Origin of the sequence: Diaphorobacter caeni (assembly GCF_015354245.1) — a bacterium.
GTDB lineage: Bacteria > Pseudomonadota > Gammaproteobacteria > Burkholderiales > Burkholderiaceae_C > Diaphorobacter_A > Diaphorobacter_A caeni.
In genome coordinates, this window is record NZ_JADKYZ010000004.1 from 270,432 (window position 1) to 284,472 (window position 14,041).

At 65.9% G+C, this 14,041-nt stretch carries 10 protein-coding genes and 1 riboswitch; of the genes, 5 read left to right on the forward strand and 5 right to left on the reverse strand.

The genetic code is table 11. The features are described 5' to 3' along the window. Positions 1 to 102: 102 nt before the first annotated feature. The 5 genes from ISG32_RS12085 to ISG32_RS12105 form a co-directional block, all read right to left on the reverse strand. A complete protein-coding gene (locus ISG32_RS12085) occupies positions 103 to 1,194 on the reverse strand; it encodes an ATP-binding protein (protein WP_194771261.1) in 1,092 nt (363 codons plus the stop codon). Then, positions 1,194 to 4,994: a cobaltochelatase subunit CobN gene (gene cobN / locus ISG32_RS12090; RefSeq protein WP_194771262.1), complete on the reverse strand. Its 3,801-nt coding sequence runs from the start codon at positions 4,992 to 4,994 to the stop codon at positions 1,194 to 1,196. The genes ISG32_RS12085 and cobN overlap by 1 nt, the downstream gene beginning before the upstream one ends. Positions 4,995 to 5,003: 9 nt before the next feature. Next, positions 5,004 to 6,065: a cobalamin biosynthesis protein CobW gene (gene cobW, locus ISG32_RS12095; protein ID WP_194771263.1), complete on the reverse strand. Its 1,062-nt coding sequence runs from the start codon at positions 6,063 to 6,065 to the stop codon at positions 5,004 to 5,006. A gap of 366 nt (positions 6,066 to 6,431) precedes the next feature. Next, positions 6,432 to 6,696: riboswitch (cobalamin riboswitch) on the reverse strand. A 175-nt stretch (positions 6,697 to 6,871) separates the two neighbouring features. After that, a complete protein-coding gene (locus ISG32_RS12100; RefSeq protein ID WP_194771264.1) occupies positions 6,872 to 7,867 on the reverse strand; it encodes a Bug family tripartite tricarboxylate transporter substrate binding protein in 996 nt (331 codons plus the stop codon). Positions 7,868 to 8,008: 141 nt separating this feature from the next. Further along, positions 8,009 to 8,938 carry a FadR/GntR family transcriptional regulator gene (locus tag ISG32_RS12105; protein WP_194771265.1) on the reverse strand — a complete coding sequence of 310 codons (930 nt, stop codon included), beginning with the start codon at positions 8,936 to 8,938 and terminating at the stop codon, positions 8,009 to 8,011. Positions 8,939 to 9,188: 250 nt separating this feature from the next. Between ISG32_RS12105 and ISG32_RS12110 the strand changes: the two genes are divergently transcribed. From ISG32_RS12110 to ISG32_RS12130, 5 genes are all read left to right on the forward strand, one after another. Continuing rightward, positions 9,189 to 10,391 (forward strand): ABC transporter substrate-binding protein, encoded by a 1,203-nt coding sequence (locus ISG32_RS12110; protein WP_194771266.1) that lies wholly within the window; start codon positions 9,189 to 9,191, stop codon positions 10,389 to 10,391. Between the two features lie 246 nt (positions 10,392 to 10,637). Beyond that, positions 10,638 to 11,498 carry a branched-chain amino acid ABC transporter permease gene (locus ISG32_RS12115; RefSeq protein ID WP_194771267.1) on the forward strand — a complete coding sequence of 287 codons (861 nt, stop codon included), beginning with the start codon at positions 10,638 to 10,640 and terminating at the stop codon, positions 11,496 to 11,498. A 26-nt stretch (positions 11,499 to 11,524) separates the two neighbouring features. Then, positions 11,525 to 12,532: a branched-chain amino acid ABC transporter permease gene (locus ISG32_RS12120; RefSeq protein WP_194771268.1), complete on the forward strand. Its 1,008-nt coding sequence runs from the start codon at positions 11,525 to 11,527 to the stop codon at positions 12,530 to 12,532. After that, positions 12,529 to 13,314 (forward strand): ABC transporter ATP-binding protein, encoded by a 786-nt coding sequence (locus ISG32_RS12125; RefSeq protein ID WP_194771269.1) that lies wholly within the window; start codon positions 12,529 to 12,531, stop codon positions 13,312 to 13,314. The genes ISG32_RS12120 and ISG32_RS12125 overlap by 4 nt, the downstream gene beginning before the upstream one ends. Continuing rightward, positions 13,311 to 14,036, forward strand: coding sequence for an ABC transporter ATP-binding protein (locus tag ISG32_RS12130; RefSeq protein WP_194771270.1), 726 nt, complete (start codon positions 13,311 to 13,313; stop codon positions 14,034 to 14,036). Before ISG32_RS12125 ends, ISG32_RS12130 begins: the two co-directional genes overlap by 4 nt. Positions 14,037 to 14,041 lie beyond the last annotated feature (5 nt).

Genomic DNA, 14,041 nt, shown 5'->3' on the forward strand with positions numbered 1-14,041 from the left:
ATGGCTTGCCCGTGGCATGGCGCGCGTGCCTGCTTGAATCCGGCTTGGCCCCCTTGGCCTGCGCCCCCTGTCCCGCGAGGGACTGCGGCGCGACTCGAGGGCTCAGGCTTTTTTTGTGGCGGGCTCTTCCTTGCGACCCACAAGCAGCGGTGACGCTTGCGCATTGCGCTGCACGGGCACGGACTGCGCGGGCAGATAGCCCCAGTCGCTGTCCTGCGCACCGCTCTCGGCCGAAGGCGACGCTGATGATGATGGTGGCGGTGAAGCCTCGTTCGCCGCAGGTTTCGGCGCCGCTGCCGTACCCGGCTTGCGCCGATGCGCGAGCACCAGCTCGGACACCGCATGCACATGCTCCGGCAACACGCTCTCAGCCTCGCTCCACGCCGCAAACGCGCGCGCGGCGCGCAGCAGCACGAGATCGGCGCGCATGCCATCGACCTGCGCGGCGATGCAGAGCCCGCTCGCGGTCTGCAGCACCGCATCGCTCAATGACAGCGCACTGGCGTCACCGAGCCGCCGCATCGCGGCTTGAAGCCGTGCGCTCAGGCGCTGCTGCTCGTCCGCATAGCGCGCACGCAGGGCCAGAGGATCGGCATCGAACGCCAGACGCACGCGCACGATCTCCTGACGCAGCGCCACGTCGCTCACATTCGCAAGCCGCACGCACAGCCCCAGCCGGTCCAGCAGTTGCGGACGCAGCGTGCCCTCTTCGGGGTTCATCGTGCCGACCAGCACGATGCGCGCCGCGTGACTGTGCGAGATGCCGTCGCGCTCGATCACGTTGACGCCGCTCGCGGCCGCGTCAAGCAGCACATCGACGAGCGCGTCGGGCAGCAGATTGATCTCGTCCACGTAGAGCACGCCGCCATGCGCGCGCGCGAGCAGCCCCGGCGCGAAACGCACCGCGCTTGCGGCCAGCGCCTGCTGCAGATCGAGCGTGCCGACCAGATGCTCGAGCGTCGCGCCCAGCGGCAGCGTGACGAAGGGCGCTTCAGGCAACAGTTCGGCCAGCGCGCGTGCGCCGGTCGACTTGGCCGTTCCGCGCGGGCCCTCCACCAGCACGCCGCCGATGCGCGGATCAAGCGCCGCCAGCAGCAGCGCGAGCCGCAGCTCGGGCTGACCCGCAATCGCGGCGAACGGGAACAGCGGCGGCAGCGCCGGAGCACTCTTGCCAGAGCCAGTGTCCGTGGTCATCATCGACCTCCTTCCATATGCTGCTCATGCTCGAGCAGCAGGTCTTCAAGCTTCTCGCGATACTCGCCCGGCTCTTCCCACAGGCCGCGCTGCACGGCTTCGAGCAGGCGCGTCGTCATGTCGCGCAACGCGTCGGGGTTGTGCTGCTGGAGAAAGTCGCGCGTGTGCGCATCGAGCAGATAGGCGTCGGTGACCATCGCGTAATGGTGGTCCGCGACCTGGTGCGTGGTGGCGTCGAAGCCGAACAGATAGTCCACCGTCGCCGCCATCTCGAACGCGCCTTTGTAGCCGTGGCGCATGGCGCCCGCGATCCATTTGGGATTGGTCACGCGCGCGCGCACGACGCGGCCGATTTCTTCGCCAAGGCTGCGCACGCGCGCATGCTGCGGGTTCGCGTGGTCGCCGTGGTAGAGCGCCGGCTGCCTGCCCGAAAGGTGCGTGGCCGCCGCCGCCATGCCGCCCTGAAATTGAAAGTAGTCGCTCGAATCGAGCACGTCGTGCTCCCGGCTGTCCTGGTTCTGCAGCGCGACGTCGAGCTGCCCAAGGCGCCGCTCCAATGCGCCGAGCGCGGGCACGCCGTCGCCGTCCTGCCCGTAGGCGAACGCGCTCCACTGCAGGTAGGCGCGCGCGAGGTCGTCATCGCTCTGCCATGCGCCGGTCTGAAACAGCCCCTGCAGCCCCGAGCCGTAGTGCCCCGCCGGAGCGCCGAACACCCGCCAGCTGGCCTGCCGCAGCGCCGCCGCATCGTCCATGCCGCGCGCCTGCAGATCGGCGCGTTCCTGCTCGATGCGCGCGCGGATCGGGTTCTCTTCGGCATCCTCGCCATCAAGCGCCGCAACCGCCTGCACGGCCGCATCGAACATCTGCACCACGTTGGGAAACGCATCGCGGAAAAAGCCCGAGATGCGCAGCGTGACGTCCACGCGCGGACGCCCCAGCCCCACGCGCGGGATCACCTCGAAGTCGACCACGCGGTGACTGCCCGCCGCCCACTTGGGGCGCACGCCGATCAGCGCAAAGGCCTGCGCGATGTCGTCGCCACCGGTGCGCATGGTGGCCGTTCCCCAGACCGACAAACCCAGCGTGCGCGGATACTCGCCGTTGTCCTGCAGATAGCGCTCGAGCACGTTCTTCGCGGCCTGCTGGCCGAGGTCCCATGCCGATTGCGTCGGGATGGCGCGGCTGTCGAGCGTGTAGAAATTGCGCCCCGTCGGCAGCACATCGGGCCGTCCACGCGATGGCGATCCGCTCGGCCCTGCCGGCACGAACTTGCCATCGAGGCCGCGCAGCAACTGGGTGATCTCCTGTTCGCCGCAGGCATCGAGCGCGGGGGCCAGCGTGTCCTGCACATGCATCATCTCGGCTCGCGTGTGCGGCCAGTCAGCGGCCCTCTCGGGTGCTTCGATCACCACACGCGCCAGCAGCTCCAGGCGCTCGCGCGTGTCGCCCTCGTGCCGCCACGGCTCGTCGCTCACGGCCTGCAGCGCGGCGGGGCGCGCGCCCGTCCACACGCGAGCGGGCTCGATGCGCAGCGGGTCGAAATCGGCCGTCAGCAGATCGTTGGCGAGCGCCTGCAGCAGGCCGGTCCGCGCGCCGCCCGAGGGATAGCGTGCGAGCGCCAGCAAGGTGTCGCCCCGCTGCCTGCCCACGGGCGACTGTCCAAAGACATGCAGGCCATCGCGGATCTGCGTTTCCTTCAGCTCGCACAGATAGGCGTCGATGCGCTCGAGCAGCGCGTCGTCATCGCCCGCCTGCGCGGGCTCGATGGCGAGATCCTTGAGCAGATGCTGTTGGCGCACGATGGCGAGAATCTGCCTGCGCAGCAGTTCCGCGCGGCGCTGATCGACCAGCAGGGCATCGTAGAACTCGTCCACCAGCCGCTCCAGATCCTGCAGCGGGCCATGGTTTTCCGCACGCGTGAGCGGCGGCATCAGGTGGTCGATGATCACTGCCTGACTGCGGCGCTTGGCCTGCGCGCCCTCGCCAGGATCGTTGACGATGAACGGGTAGAGATGCGGCAGCGGACCGAGAATCGCATCGGGCCAGCACTGCGCGGACAGCGCGAGGCTCTTGCCCGGCAGCCACTCCAGATTGCCGTGCTTGCCCACATGCACCATCGCATCGACGCGCCACACGTCGCGCAGCCAGAAGTAGAACGCCAGATAGCCGTGCGGCGGTACCAGCTCGGCGTCGTGATAGCTCGCATAGTCCTGCGCGCCCATGCCCTTGCCATCGTCCGCCAGCGCACGCGCGGGCTGGATGCCGACGAACACCGAACCGAGGCGCAGGCCCGCGATCATGAAGCGCCCGTCGCGCAGCGCTGGATCGGCCTCCGGCGTGCCCCAGCGCGCGTTGATCGCCTCGGCCATCCCGGGCGCGAGCTGCGCGAGCCGCCGTTGGTAGTCGGCCAGCGCGTAGCTCTGCATCGCGGGGCGCAGCGGCCATTGCGACGGGTCATTGGCGATGCCCTCGCGCAGCGCCTGCATGAGCGCATCACCGTTCTCCGGCAACGCGTTGTCATCCCCAAGCACATAGCCGCTTCGCGCGAGCGCCTGCACGATGGTGATCACCGATTGCGGCGTGTCGAGACCCACACCGCTGCCGATGCGGCCCTCGCTGCCGGGGTAGTTGGCGAGCACCAACGCCAGCCGTTTTTCGGCGGCCGGCTTGCTGCGCAGGCGGCACCAGCGCTCCGCCAGTTCGGCGACGAAGTCCACGCGGTCGGGCTCGGGCTGGTACGCGACCACGTCGGTCTGCGTGATCGGGCAGCGGTAGGACAGGCCCTTGAAGCTCACCGCGCGCGTGATGATGCGGCCGTCCATCTCGGGCAGCACCACCTGCATCGCGATGTCGCGCGGACGCAGGCCCTGGCTATCGGCCAGCCAGTCTTCGCGGTTGCCGCCGCTCGCGATCACCTGCAGCACCGGCGCATCGCCCGCCAGCGCCGCCCCCTCGCCCACGGCGGAGAACGCGGTGGTGTTGAGCACCAGTGCCACCTTCTGCTCGTCGCAGAGCGCGCGGAATGCGGAAAGACACAGCGCGTCCTTGAGCGAATCGAGCGCCACCGGCAGCGGGTTCAGCCCGCGCGCATGCAGCGCGAGCGCCAGCGCATCGAACGCCGCCGTGTTGGCCGACAGCAGGTGGGCGCGGTAGAACGTGATCGCCACCACCGGCGCGCCCTCGTGCCACGCCGCACGCAGGTCATCGATCCCCGCGATCGCGTGCGATGCGCACAGCGCTGCCGGCACATGCACCGCGATCTGCGGCAGAGTGCGCGGCGGCGGCGGCTCGCTGCCCTGCGCGAGCCCGTGAAAGGCCACGGCGCGCACGAAGGCCTGCGCGTTCTCGATGCCGCCCGCACGCAGGTATTGCCAAAGCAAGCGGCAGACCGGCAGCGCGAGCGTGCTGCGTTCGAGCAGTTGCAGGTCCTCCTGCAGATCGCCCGAGAACATCGCGAGCTTCTGCCCGCGCTGGTGCGCGAGCGCATGGATCTGCTGCACGCCGTACGGCCACGCGGATTCGGAGCCGAGATGATCGACCACCACCACCTTGGCGTGCTGCAGCACCTCGTCCACGTACAGGTCGAGCGACGCGGGCTGGCGCAGGTGCAGCAGGTTGGCGAGCCGTATGCCCGGAAAGCCCGGCTGCTGCGCGCTGAGTGCGGCGCAGGCCTGCGCGAGCAGCGCGAGCGTGGTGTCGGCGGAGCTGAGGATGACGATGTCGGCAGGCGTCTGTTCGAGACGCGTGACGATGCTCTCGTCCTCGACGAATCCTCCGGGGCGGGTGCTGAGCAGATGCATGCCGGTCCCTTATGCGGCCACGTCCGCCGCTACATCGGCAAGGCCCGCGCGCAGTGCGGCCTCATCGAGGTTCTGGCCGATGAAGACGAGGCGCGTGGTGCGCTCTTCGTCCGCCTTCCAGGCACGGTCGTAATGCGTGTCGATGCGGCGGCCCACGCCCTGCAGCAGCCAGCGCATGGCCTTGCCCGGCACATGCGCAAAGCCCTTCACGCGCAGGATGTCGTGGGCACCGACCAGCCGCTCGACGGCGGCCAGCAGCCTGTCGCGATCCACGGCGGGCAGCTCGATCACGAACGAATCGAACTCGTCATGGTCATGGTCCTCGTCGTGATCGTGGTGCGTGGGGCGCAGATCGATGGTGGTCTCCGCCGCCTTCGACAGGCCGAGCAGCACGTCGAGCGGCAGACGGCCATGCGATGCGTGAACGATCTTCACCTCGGCGGGCAGCTCCTCGCGCACCATGGCCTGCACCTTCTCGAGCGCTGCCGCATCGACCGCATCCGTCTTGTTGAGCACCACCAGATCGGCCGCACCCAACTGGTCTTCGAACAGTTCGTGCAATGGCGATTCGTGGTCCAGATTGGGATCGGCGCGGCGCTGCTCATCCACCGCCTCGGGGTGCGCGGCGAACTGTCCTGCGGCGGCGGCGGGCGTGTCCACCACGGTCACCACCGCATCGACGGTGAACACGTTCGAGATTTCGGGCCACTGGAACGCCTGCACCAGCGGCTTGGGCAGCGCGAGGCCCGAGGTCTCGATCAGCACCGCGTCGATCTGGTCGCGGCGCGCGGCCAGCTCCTTCATCACCGGGAAGAACTCCTCCTGCACCGTGCAGCACATGCAGCCGTTGGCCAGCTCATAGAGCGTGCCCTGCACCTCGTTGCCGCTGTCGTCGCAGCCGATGCCGCAGCCCTTGAGGATCTCGCCATCGATGCCGAGCTCACCGAACTCGTTGACCACCACAGCAATGCGGCGGCCATCGGCGTTGTCCAGAATGTGACGCAGCAGCGTGGTCTTGCCGCTGCCCAGAAAACCGGTGACGATGGTGGCGGGGATTTTGGCGGTGTTCATGGCGTGACTCCTGCGAGCGAAGGGTGAAAAGAAAAGGCCAGGCGGGCCGCGTGCGACAGACGCGCAGCCGAAATCGATGCGCACGCGAACGTGCACATCGGCAGACGAGAGATGGAATTCAGTGGGCCATGCCGCGAGAAAGCGGACAGGCCAAGGCGGTTGCGCATGCGATGTCGTTTCCCGGACTTCGCACACCCGCGAGGTCCGATGAGTGATGGGGTTGAATCCACACACACCGCGCAATCGCGCCACCGGACAGGGCCGTGAGCAACCCGAGCGAAGCGCTTGTTCCGCGGATCGACGCATCGACCCGGCACACGCGTTCAGTGCTGCACCAGCCTGCCCGGACATGCACACTCCCGCGGTGTCCGAAGCGATGCGAAGGCCGGTATCCGGGCTTGCGAAACATCTGCAGTGCGATGACATGCAGACTCGGTCCAACGCCTTCCCACGCCGTCGTGAACAGCGCAGTGACTGCCGGTCAGCGAATGCCGACACAGCCTGTGGACCTGAGATTTCGCCTACCGTTGCGGGGGCAGCGCAGGAATTGCGGCCTCATTCAGAGGAGAGCGCACCTGCTTCTCGTTGAACCCTGTGAACTCCCGAAGCAGCCACCCCACAGGGCGATTGCCAGGGCACTTGGGCACCTTCGAATCTGGCGCGCCGACCAGTTGGCCGGTGCGCCGTCGAGGATTATCGTTCATATCGCTGCAGGCTCGGTGCAGCGGGAGATGAATGCAGAAGGCCAGTGCCGTCGATCCACTCAATCGGCACTGGCCTTTCGGTCCGTCAAATGCAGGACGGAATCAATCCAAGGTGATGTTGGCGGTCTTGATCACGTTGCGCCACTTGTTGACTTCGTCATTCAGGAAGGCGGTCGATGCCTTGGGGTCCAGGCCCGATGGCAGCACGCCCGCCGAGTCGAACTTGGCCTTCACTTCCGCATCCGGCAGCGCCTTGGCGATTTCCTTGTAGAGGCGATCCACCACGGGCTGCGGCGTGCCCACCGGCACGGACGCCATGAACCACGCGTCGGCAGTAAAGCCCTTGAGGCCCTGCTCGATGAACGTGGGCACGTTGGGCATGCCGGACAGGCGCTCGGTGTGCGCCACGGCCAGCGCCTTGACGTTGCCTGCGTTGAGCTGCGAGTTGATCGTCACTGCGGTGAGGAAGCCAAAATCGGTTTCGCCCGCAACCAGCGACACCACGGATGGCGCGCTGCCCTTGTAAGGCACGTGCGTGACCTTCACCTTCGCCTGCATGGCGTACAGCTCCGCACCCAGATGGTTCGGGCCGCCGGTGCCGGATGACGGGAAGTTCAGCTTGCCGGGGTTGGCTTTGGCAGCGGCCGTCAGATCGGCGACCGATGTGAGCGGGCTCTTGCTGCCGACGGTCAGCACCAGCGGGCTGCGGCCCACCAGGCTCACGACGCTGAAGTCCTTGAGTGGGTTGTAGGGCAGCTTGGTGTAGAGGCCCGGCGCCATGGCCATGCAGCCCACGTCGCCGAGGATGATGGTGTAGCCGTCGGCCGGTTGCTTGGCCACGTAGTCGCAGCCGATGGTGCCGTTGGCGCCGGGCTTGTTGTCCACCACCACGGAGACGCCCATGTTCTCGCCCATCTTCTGCGCGAGCAGTCGGCCGATGATGTCGGTCGAGCCGCCGGCGGCGTAGGGCACGACCAGACGGATCGGCTTGTTGGGATAGGCGCCGGTATCGGCCTGTGCCAGCGGAGTGGCGAATGCGGACAGGACTGCGGCAGCAGCGGCGACGGCGCGCAGCGCGCTACGTGGGGAAATGGACATGTGCTCCTCGCGGAAATTGGTAGTTGGTAGTTGGTTCTCGCGGCGCGCGAGCTTATCAGCGCGCGCTTGAAATCCTAGCGAAAACAGGGGATTTGCAGCACCGTCATGCAGGCATGAACAAGACTCGCCGCATCTGCGGTCTCACGCCACTTTCACCCCCGCTTTGGAAGCGCGTGGCTTGACCATCTTGGGAGTCGCAGGGGCGCGTTTTGGCGCAGGCTTTTCAGCTGTCTCTGCAGCAGGCGTTGAAGCGGGCGGGCGCGTCGAGAGCGTCACCGCCGCGCGCGGGCTGCGCAGGTTGTCCGCATCGAGAATCAGCCGCCCCTGAATGCGTCCCTTCATGCGCTTGACGGAGCGCGTCGCATCCTGCATGTGCCGCAGCATCAGCGCGCGCACCCGCTCGGCGTCCCGCGCCCGCGCTGCCTCAACGATGTCGCGGTGGTAGTTCGCGTTTTCCTCGCCGAAGCGGCGGTGCTCGGTCTGCGGCGTGCGGTTGCCGAAGACGATGAGCTGGCGGATCATTTCGTTGATCAGCTCGCAGGTGAAGCGCAGAAACGGATTGGGATTGGCGGCGGCGAGGATGTCGTGAAAGTTCACGTCCTCGCGACGCTGCATGATCAGGTCTTCGTGGCTCGACGTGGGATCGCAGCAGATGATGCTGTGCTCGAGCGCAACGAAATCCGCATCGGTGAGATGCGGCACGGCACCGGCCGCGAGTTCGGGCTCGAGCATCATGCGCACCGCGTAGATGTCATCGATGGTGACTTCCTTGAAGAACAGGTAGTTCTGCATGAACTGCAGCGTGCGGTCCAGCGGCACCTCGACGATGGTTCCACCGCCCGACGGCCCCGTGGAGATGGTGATCAGCCCCTGCACCTCGAGCGACTTGAGCGCCTCGCGGATGGTGCCCTTGCTCACCTCGAACTGCGCCTGCAGCTCGCTCTCGCGCGGCAGCCGGTCACCGGGGCTGAGATTCCTCTCGGTGATCATGCGCTTGATTTCCTGCGCGACCAGATCAGAGCGCTTGAGCTGCTTGATCGCCATCGGTGAAGGAGATTTCTTGGTTGCCATATCGGAGCTTTTTGAACTGCCATGCCGCATGCAGCGGGCCATGTGAGCGGGTTGTCGCATCGCGCAATCAGTATGCACCGCGAACGCGCGTTGTCACCGCGTTCTAGGGTTTGTCCGCGTCATATTTGTTCTATTTGTCACTATAAATAGTATTTGAGGAGCAGGAGTGGTGCAGCCGGTTCTGGCACGCATCGTGCTCCGAGAACAAAGCAGGCCATGCCGGCCTCGATTCAACCCTGGAGACACCCTCATGCAACGTCGCAACTTCCTGCAAATGTCCGCGCTCGGCGCTCTGCCAGCCTCTCTCGGCCTCACGCACAGCGCGTGGGCACAGGCCAAAGACACCATCCAGTTCGGCTGTCCCGTGCCCATGTCTGGCGCGTTCGCCGCGAACGGCAAGTTCGCCGATCTGGGCATGAAGCTCGCGATCGAGCAATACGGCAAGGCACTGAACCGACCGCTCGGCTACACGCTGCTCGACACGGAAGGCAAGCCCGCCACCGCCATCCGCAAAGTGCAGGACGCCTCGCAGCAGGGCACGAAGTTCTTCGCGGGCGGCATTCTGTCCTCCGAATCGCTCGCCATGGGCAAGGAAGCCGAGAAGGCCGGCGGCATCTTCATCACCACCGCCGGGGCCGACGAGATCACCGGCAAGGACTGCAACAGCGCCACCTTCCGCTGGTCCGTGCCCACTTTCGGTGCCATCGAACAGACCGTGCGTCCGCTGCTGGACGCGCACCCCAAGGCCAAGCGCGTCTACACCATCACGCCCCAATACGTGTTCGGTGACGGCCTGCTGACGGCCGCCAAGAACATCTTCAAGGAACGCGGCATCGAGCATGTGGGCAACAGCTACCACTCGCTCACCGAAAAGGAATTCAGCGGCTACCTGACCAACGCCGTCGCGGCCAAACCCGACGTGCTGCTGATCCTGAACTTCGGCCAGCAGTCCTCCGACACCCTGCGCCAGGCCATCAGCTTCGGCATGAACAAGAACACCACGATCCTGATCGCCTGGGCCTCGGGACTGGAGCAGTTCGAATCGCTCGGCGCGGACCTCTGCGACGGCATCTACTTCGGCGCGCAGTACTGGCACACGGTCGACGCGCCGCAGAACCTGGACCTCGTCAAGCGCTGCAACGAGAAATTCAAGTTCAACCCCAACTACAGCCTGGCAGGCTCCTACATCTGCACCAAGCTGATGATCGACGCCATCATCAAGGCCGGCACCGTCGACACCAAGGCCGTCATCGCCGCCATGGAAAGCATGAAGTACCAGGGCCTCACCGGCGAAGAAGAAATCCGCAAGGCCGACCACCAGGTGCTCAAGAACTACTACCTCCTCAAGGGCAAGGCCAAGTCCAAGATGAAGAACAAGGACGACTACGCCGAAATCGTGAGCAGCGGCAAGTCGTTCCTGCCGGTGGATCAGACCGGCTGCAAGATGGGTTGAACCCAACAGTTGCAGCAACAAGGAGTTGTCGTCGAACCTGCAGGCAGGCAGCGCCTGCAGAGTTCAGGGCGCTGATTCGCCCCCGCAACGACAAGACGGCCCTTCAGGCTAGGCGTCTCACGCGCAGACAGTACTCTCGTACGGCAAGCGTGAGCAACGACGCATGAAGGGCTGTATTGGCGCCTCCAAACGATGAACCATCGAAGCCGCAAGGCTTCGCAAGCCCCCAAACATAGAAGCTTCCCCATGAGCATTTATCTGCTTCAGACGATCAACGGGATCGGCATCGGCATGCTGTACTTCCTGTTGGCGGTAGGCCTGTCGATCGTCTTCGGCCTGCTGCGCTTCGTCAACTTCGCACACGGCACCTTCTACCTGCTCGGCGCCTACTTCTGCTACCAGATGAACCAATGGGGCATGGGCTTCTGGCTGTCGCTCGTCGTCGTTCCCGTGGCGGTCGGCGCGATCGGCTGGCTCACCGAAAAACTGATCCTGCGCCACGTCTACGCCAAGCCGCACGAGTTCCACATCCTCATCACCGTGGGCTTCGCGCTCATCGTGCAGGAGGTCGTGATCATGATCTGGGGACCGCTCGGCGACAGCGTGCCCACGCCCGATCTGCTGAGCGGCGTGGTCATGTGGGGCAGCTTCATCTATCCCAAATACCGGCTGTTCGTGATCGGCTTCACCGCCGTGCTGGCCGTGATCATCTGGTGGGTGCTCGAAGGCACGCGCCTCGGCTCCATCGTGCGCGCGGGCAGCGAATCGACCGAGATGGTGTCGCTGCTCGGCACCAACATCCTGGCCATCTTCAGCCTGGTGTTCGGCCTGGGCGTGGGCCTCGCCGCGTTGGCCGGCGTGCTGGCCGCGCCGATCCGCGGCGTGAGTCCGTTCATGGGCGTGGAGGCGCTGGGCGTGGCCTTCGTCGTGGTCGTGGTCGGGGGTCTCGGCAGCTTCAGCGGCGCGCTGGTGGGCGGTCTGCTGATCGGCATCGTGCAGAGCCTGATGAGCACCATCTGGCCACCTGGCGCGAGCCTGATGATCTACGTGGCGATGGCGGCCGTGCTGCTGCTGCGCCCCAACGGCCTTCTGGGTCGCCAAGTCTGAGCGAGAGATAGAGGGTGCGACACATCATGTTGAGTTCCAAGCATTACCAGTTTCTGATCGCGGTGGCCATCGTCGTCGCGATGCCGCTGTTCATGAAGTCCGGCTCGCTCGCGAGCGAGGTGCTGATCTACGCGCTTGCGGCCATGGCCTGCAATCTGCTGCTCGGCTACACCGGCCTGCTGTCGTTCGGTCAGGGCGTATTCTTCGGCCTTGGCAGCTACACGCTCGGCATCCTGCTCACGCGGCTGCCGATCTCGATGCCGCTCGCGCTGCTCGCGGCCGTGGTCATGGGCGGCATCGGCGCGGCCATCGTCGGCTGGGTCGCGATCCGCCAGAAGGGCACCTATTTCGTGATGCTGACGCTGGCCTTCGCCCAGATGTTCTACTTCATCGCCTACAGCGCGAGCGATCTGACCGGCGGCGACAACGGCCTCATGGACATTCCACGCAAATCGCTCACGCTCGGTGGCCAGACGATCATTCCGCTCGACACGCCATGGCAGTACTACAGCTTCGTGGCCGTGCTGTTCCTCATCGTCTACTGGCTGCTGCGCCGTGTCTGCGATTCGATCTTCGGCCGCACGCTGCTGGCCGTGCGCGACAACGAGGAACGCGCCGCCGCCGTGGGCTACAACCTGCGGTTGCTCAAGCTCCAGGCCTTCGTGATCTCGGGCGCGGTGACCGGACTCGCTGGTGCGCTGCATGCGCTGATGACCGGCATTGCGCCGCTGTCGGCAGCGGAATACCACACGAGCGAAATGATCCTCGTGATGACCGTGATCGGCGGCACCGGCAACCTGCTCGCCTCGCTGCTCGGCGCGGCCTTCTATGTGCTGCTCGGCGACTGGCTGTCCACGCTGTGGCCGCGCTGGCTGTTGATTCTCGGTGTGGTGCTGATGATCGTGAGTCTGGGCATGCAGGGCGGCCTCTGGGGTCTGTGCCAGAAGCTGTGGCAACTGGTGGGCGGCAAGAAATCCAATGAAGAAGGTGATGGCAAGGCCGCGCAGGCCAACGCCAAGGGAGGCCACGCATGACGACGACGACTTCCAACAGCCCGGTACTGCTCGAAGCGGTCGGCGTCGAAAAGCGCTACGACAAGTTCGTGGCGCTCGGCGGCGTGGACATCAAGGTCCGCGCCAACACCGTGCACTCGGTGATTGGCCCCAACGGGGCGGGCAAGACCACCCTCTTTCACATGCTTACCGGCACCAAGACGGTGAGCGGCGGAAAAATCGTTTTTGACGGACATGACGTAACCCGCGAGCCCGACCATGTACGCGTGCGCCGCGGCATGGCGCGATCCTTCCAGGTGACGAGCCTGTTCCTCACGCTGCCGGTGCGCGAGAACCTGCGTCTGGCGGCGCAGGGCGTGGCGCCCATGCAGGCGCTCAACTGCTGGCGCGCGCCAACGGGTGATCTCGCGCGCACCGACACCGTCTCCAACGTGCTCTCCAGAATTGGAATGGAACGCTTTGCCGACACGCCCGCGGGCAACCTCTCGCATGGCCAGCAGCGCCGCCTTGAAGTGGGCATGGCGCTTGCGGCCAGGCCCAAGGCCATATTTCTGGACGAGCCCACGTCGGGCATGGGCATTGACGATCTCGACGAGATGAAGCATCTCATCCAGAGCCTCAAGCAGGAGCACACGGTGGTTCTCATCGAACACAACATGAACATCGTCATGGACATCTCCGACACCATCACCGTGATGCAGCAGGGCCGGGTGCTGGCCGAGGGTTTGCCCAACGACATCCGCAACGACGACCGCGTGCGCAAGGCCTATCTGGGCAACATGATCACCGGAGGCAAGGCATGACGACGACGACCGGCAACGCACCGCTTCTTCAGGTCGAGAGCATCCACGCGCACTACGGCAAGAGCCACGTGCTGCAGGGCGTCTCGCTGCATGTGCAGGATGGCGAACTGGTCACGCTGCTCGGGCGCAACGGCGCGGGCAAGACCACCACGCTCAAGTGCATCGCGGGCGCGATGCTGCCGACGCAGGGCCAGATCCGGTTCGGGGGAGCGGTGACCAGCAAGCTCGCCACGCACCAGGTGGCGCAGCGCGGCATCTGCCTCGTGCCCGAACATCGCGGCGTCTTCAAGCTGCTGACCGTCGAGGAAAACCTGATGCTCGGCCAGCGCAAGGCATCGCCCTGGCAGCTGGACGACATCTACCGCATCTTCCCGCGCCTCAAGGAGCGACGCACCAACGGCGGTGGCCAGCTCTCGGGTGGCGAGCAGCAGATGCTGGCCATCGGCCGCGCGCTGATGAACGCGCCGCGCCTGCTGATGCTCGACGAGCCGGTCGAAGGCCTCGCGCCGGTGATCGTCGAAGAGATCGTCGCGCAGCTCAAGGTGATCAAGGCGGCCGGCGTGTCCATCGTGCTGGTCGAGCAGAACCTCGAGGTCTGCACCCAGCTGGCGGATCGCCACTACATCATCGAGCAGGGTGCCGTGGTGCACGAGGCGACCAACGCGGAGTTCATCGCCGACGAGGCGGTGAAGGACAGATACCTTGGTGTCGGCATGGCGTGAAACAC

Coding starts and splice junctions, on each gene's coding strand:
- ISG32_RS12115 (WP_194771267.1), top strand. CDS start 10,638: ATGAGCATTTATCTGCTTCAGACGATCAACGGGATCGGCATCGGCATG.
- ISG32_RS12120 (WP_194771268.1), top strand. CDS start 11,525: ATGTTGAGTTCCAAGCATTACCAGTTTCTGATCGCGGTGGCCATCGTC.
- ISG32_RS12130 (WP_194771270.1), top strand. CDS start 13,311: ATGACGACGACGACCGGCAACGCACCGCTTCTTCAGGTCGAGAGCATC.
- ISG32_RS12105 (WP_194771265.1), bottom strand. CDS start 8,938: ATGGCAACCAAGAAATCTCCTTCACCGATGGCGATCAAGCAGCTCAAG.
- cobW (WP_194771263.1), bottom strand. CDS start 6,065: ATGAACACCGCCAAAATCCCCGCCACCATCGTCACCGGTTTTCTGGGC.
- cobN (WP_194771262.1), bottom strand. CDS start 4,994: ATGCATCTGCTCAGCACCCGCCCCGGAGGATTCGTCGAGGACGAGAGC.
- ISG32_RS12100 (WP_194771264.1), bottom strand. CDS start 7,867: ATGTCCATTTCCCCACGTAGCGCGCTGCGCGCCGTCGCCGCTGCTGCC.
- ISG32_RS12110 (WP_194771266.1), top strand. CDS start 9,189: ATGCAACGTCGCAACTTCCTGCAAATGTCCGCGCTCGGCGCTCTGCCA.
- ISG32_RS12125 (WP_194771269.1), top strand. CDS start 12,529: ATGACGACGACGACTTCCAACAGCCCGGTACTGCTCGAAGCGGTCGGC.
- ISG32_RS12085 (WP_194771261.1), bottom strand. CDS start 1,194: ATGACCACGGACACTGGCTCTGGCAAGAGTGCTCCGGCGCTGCCGCCG.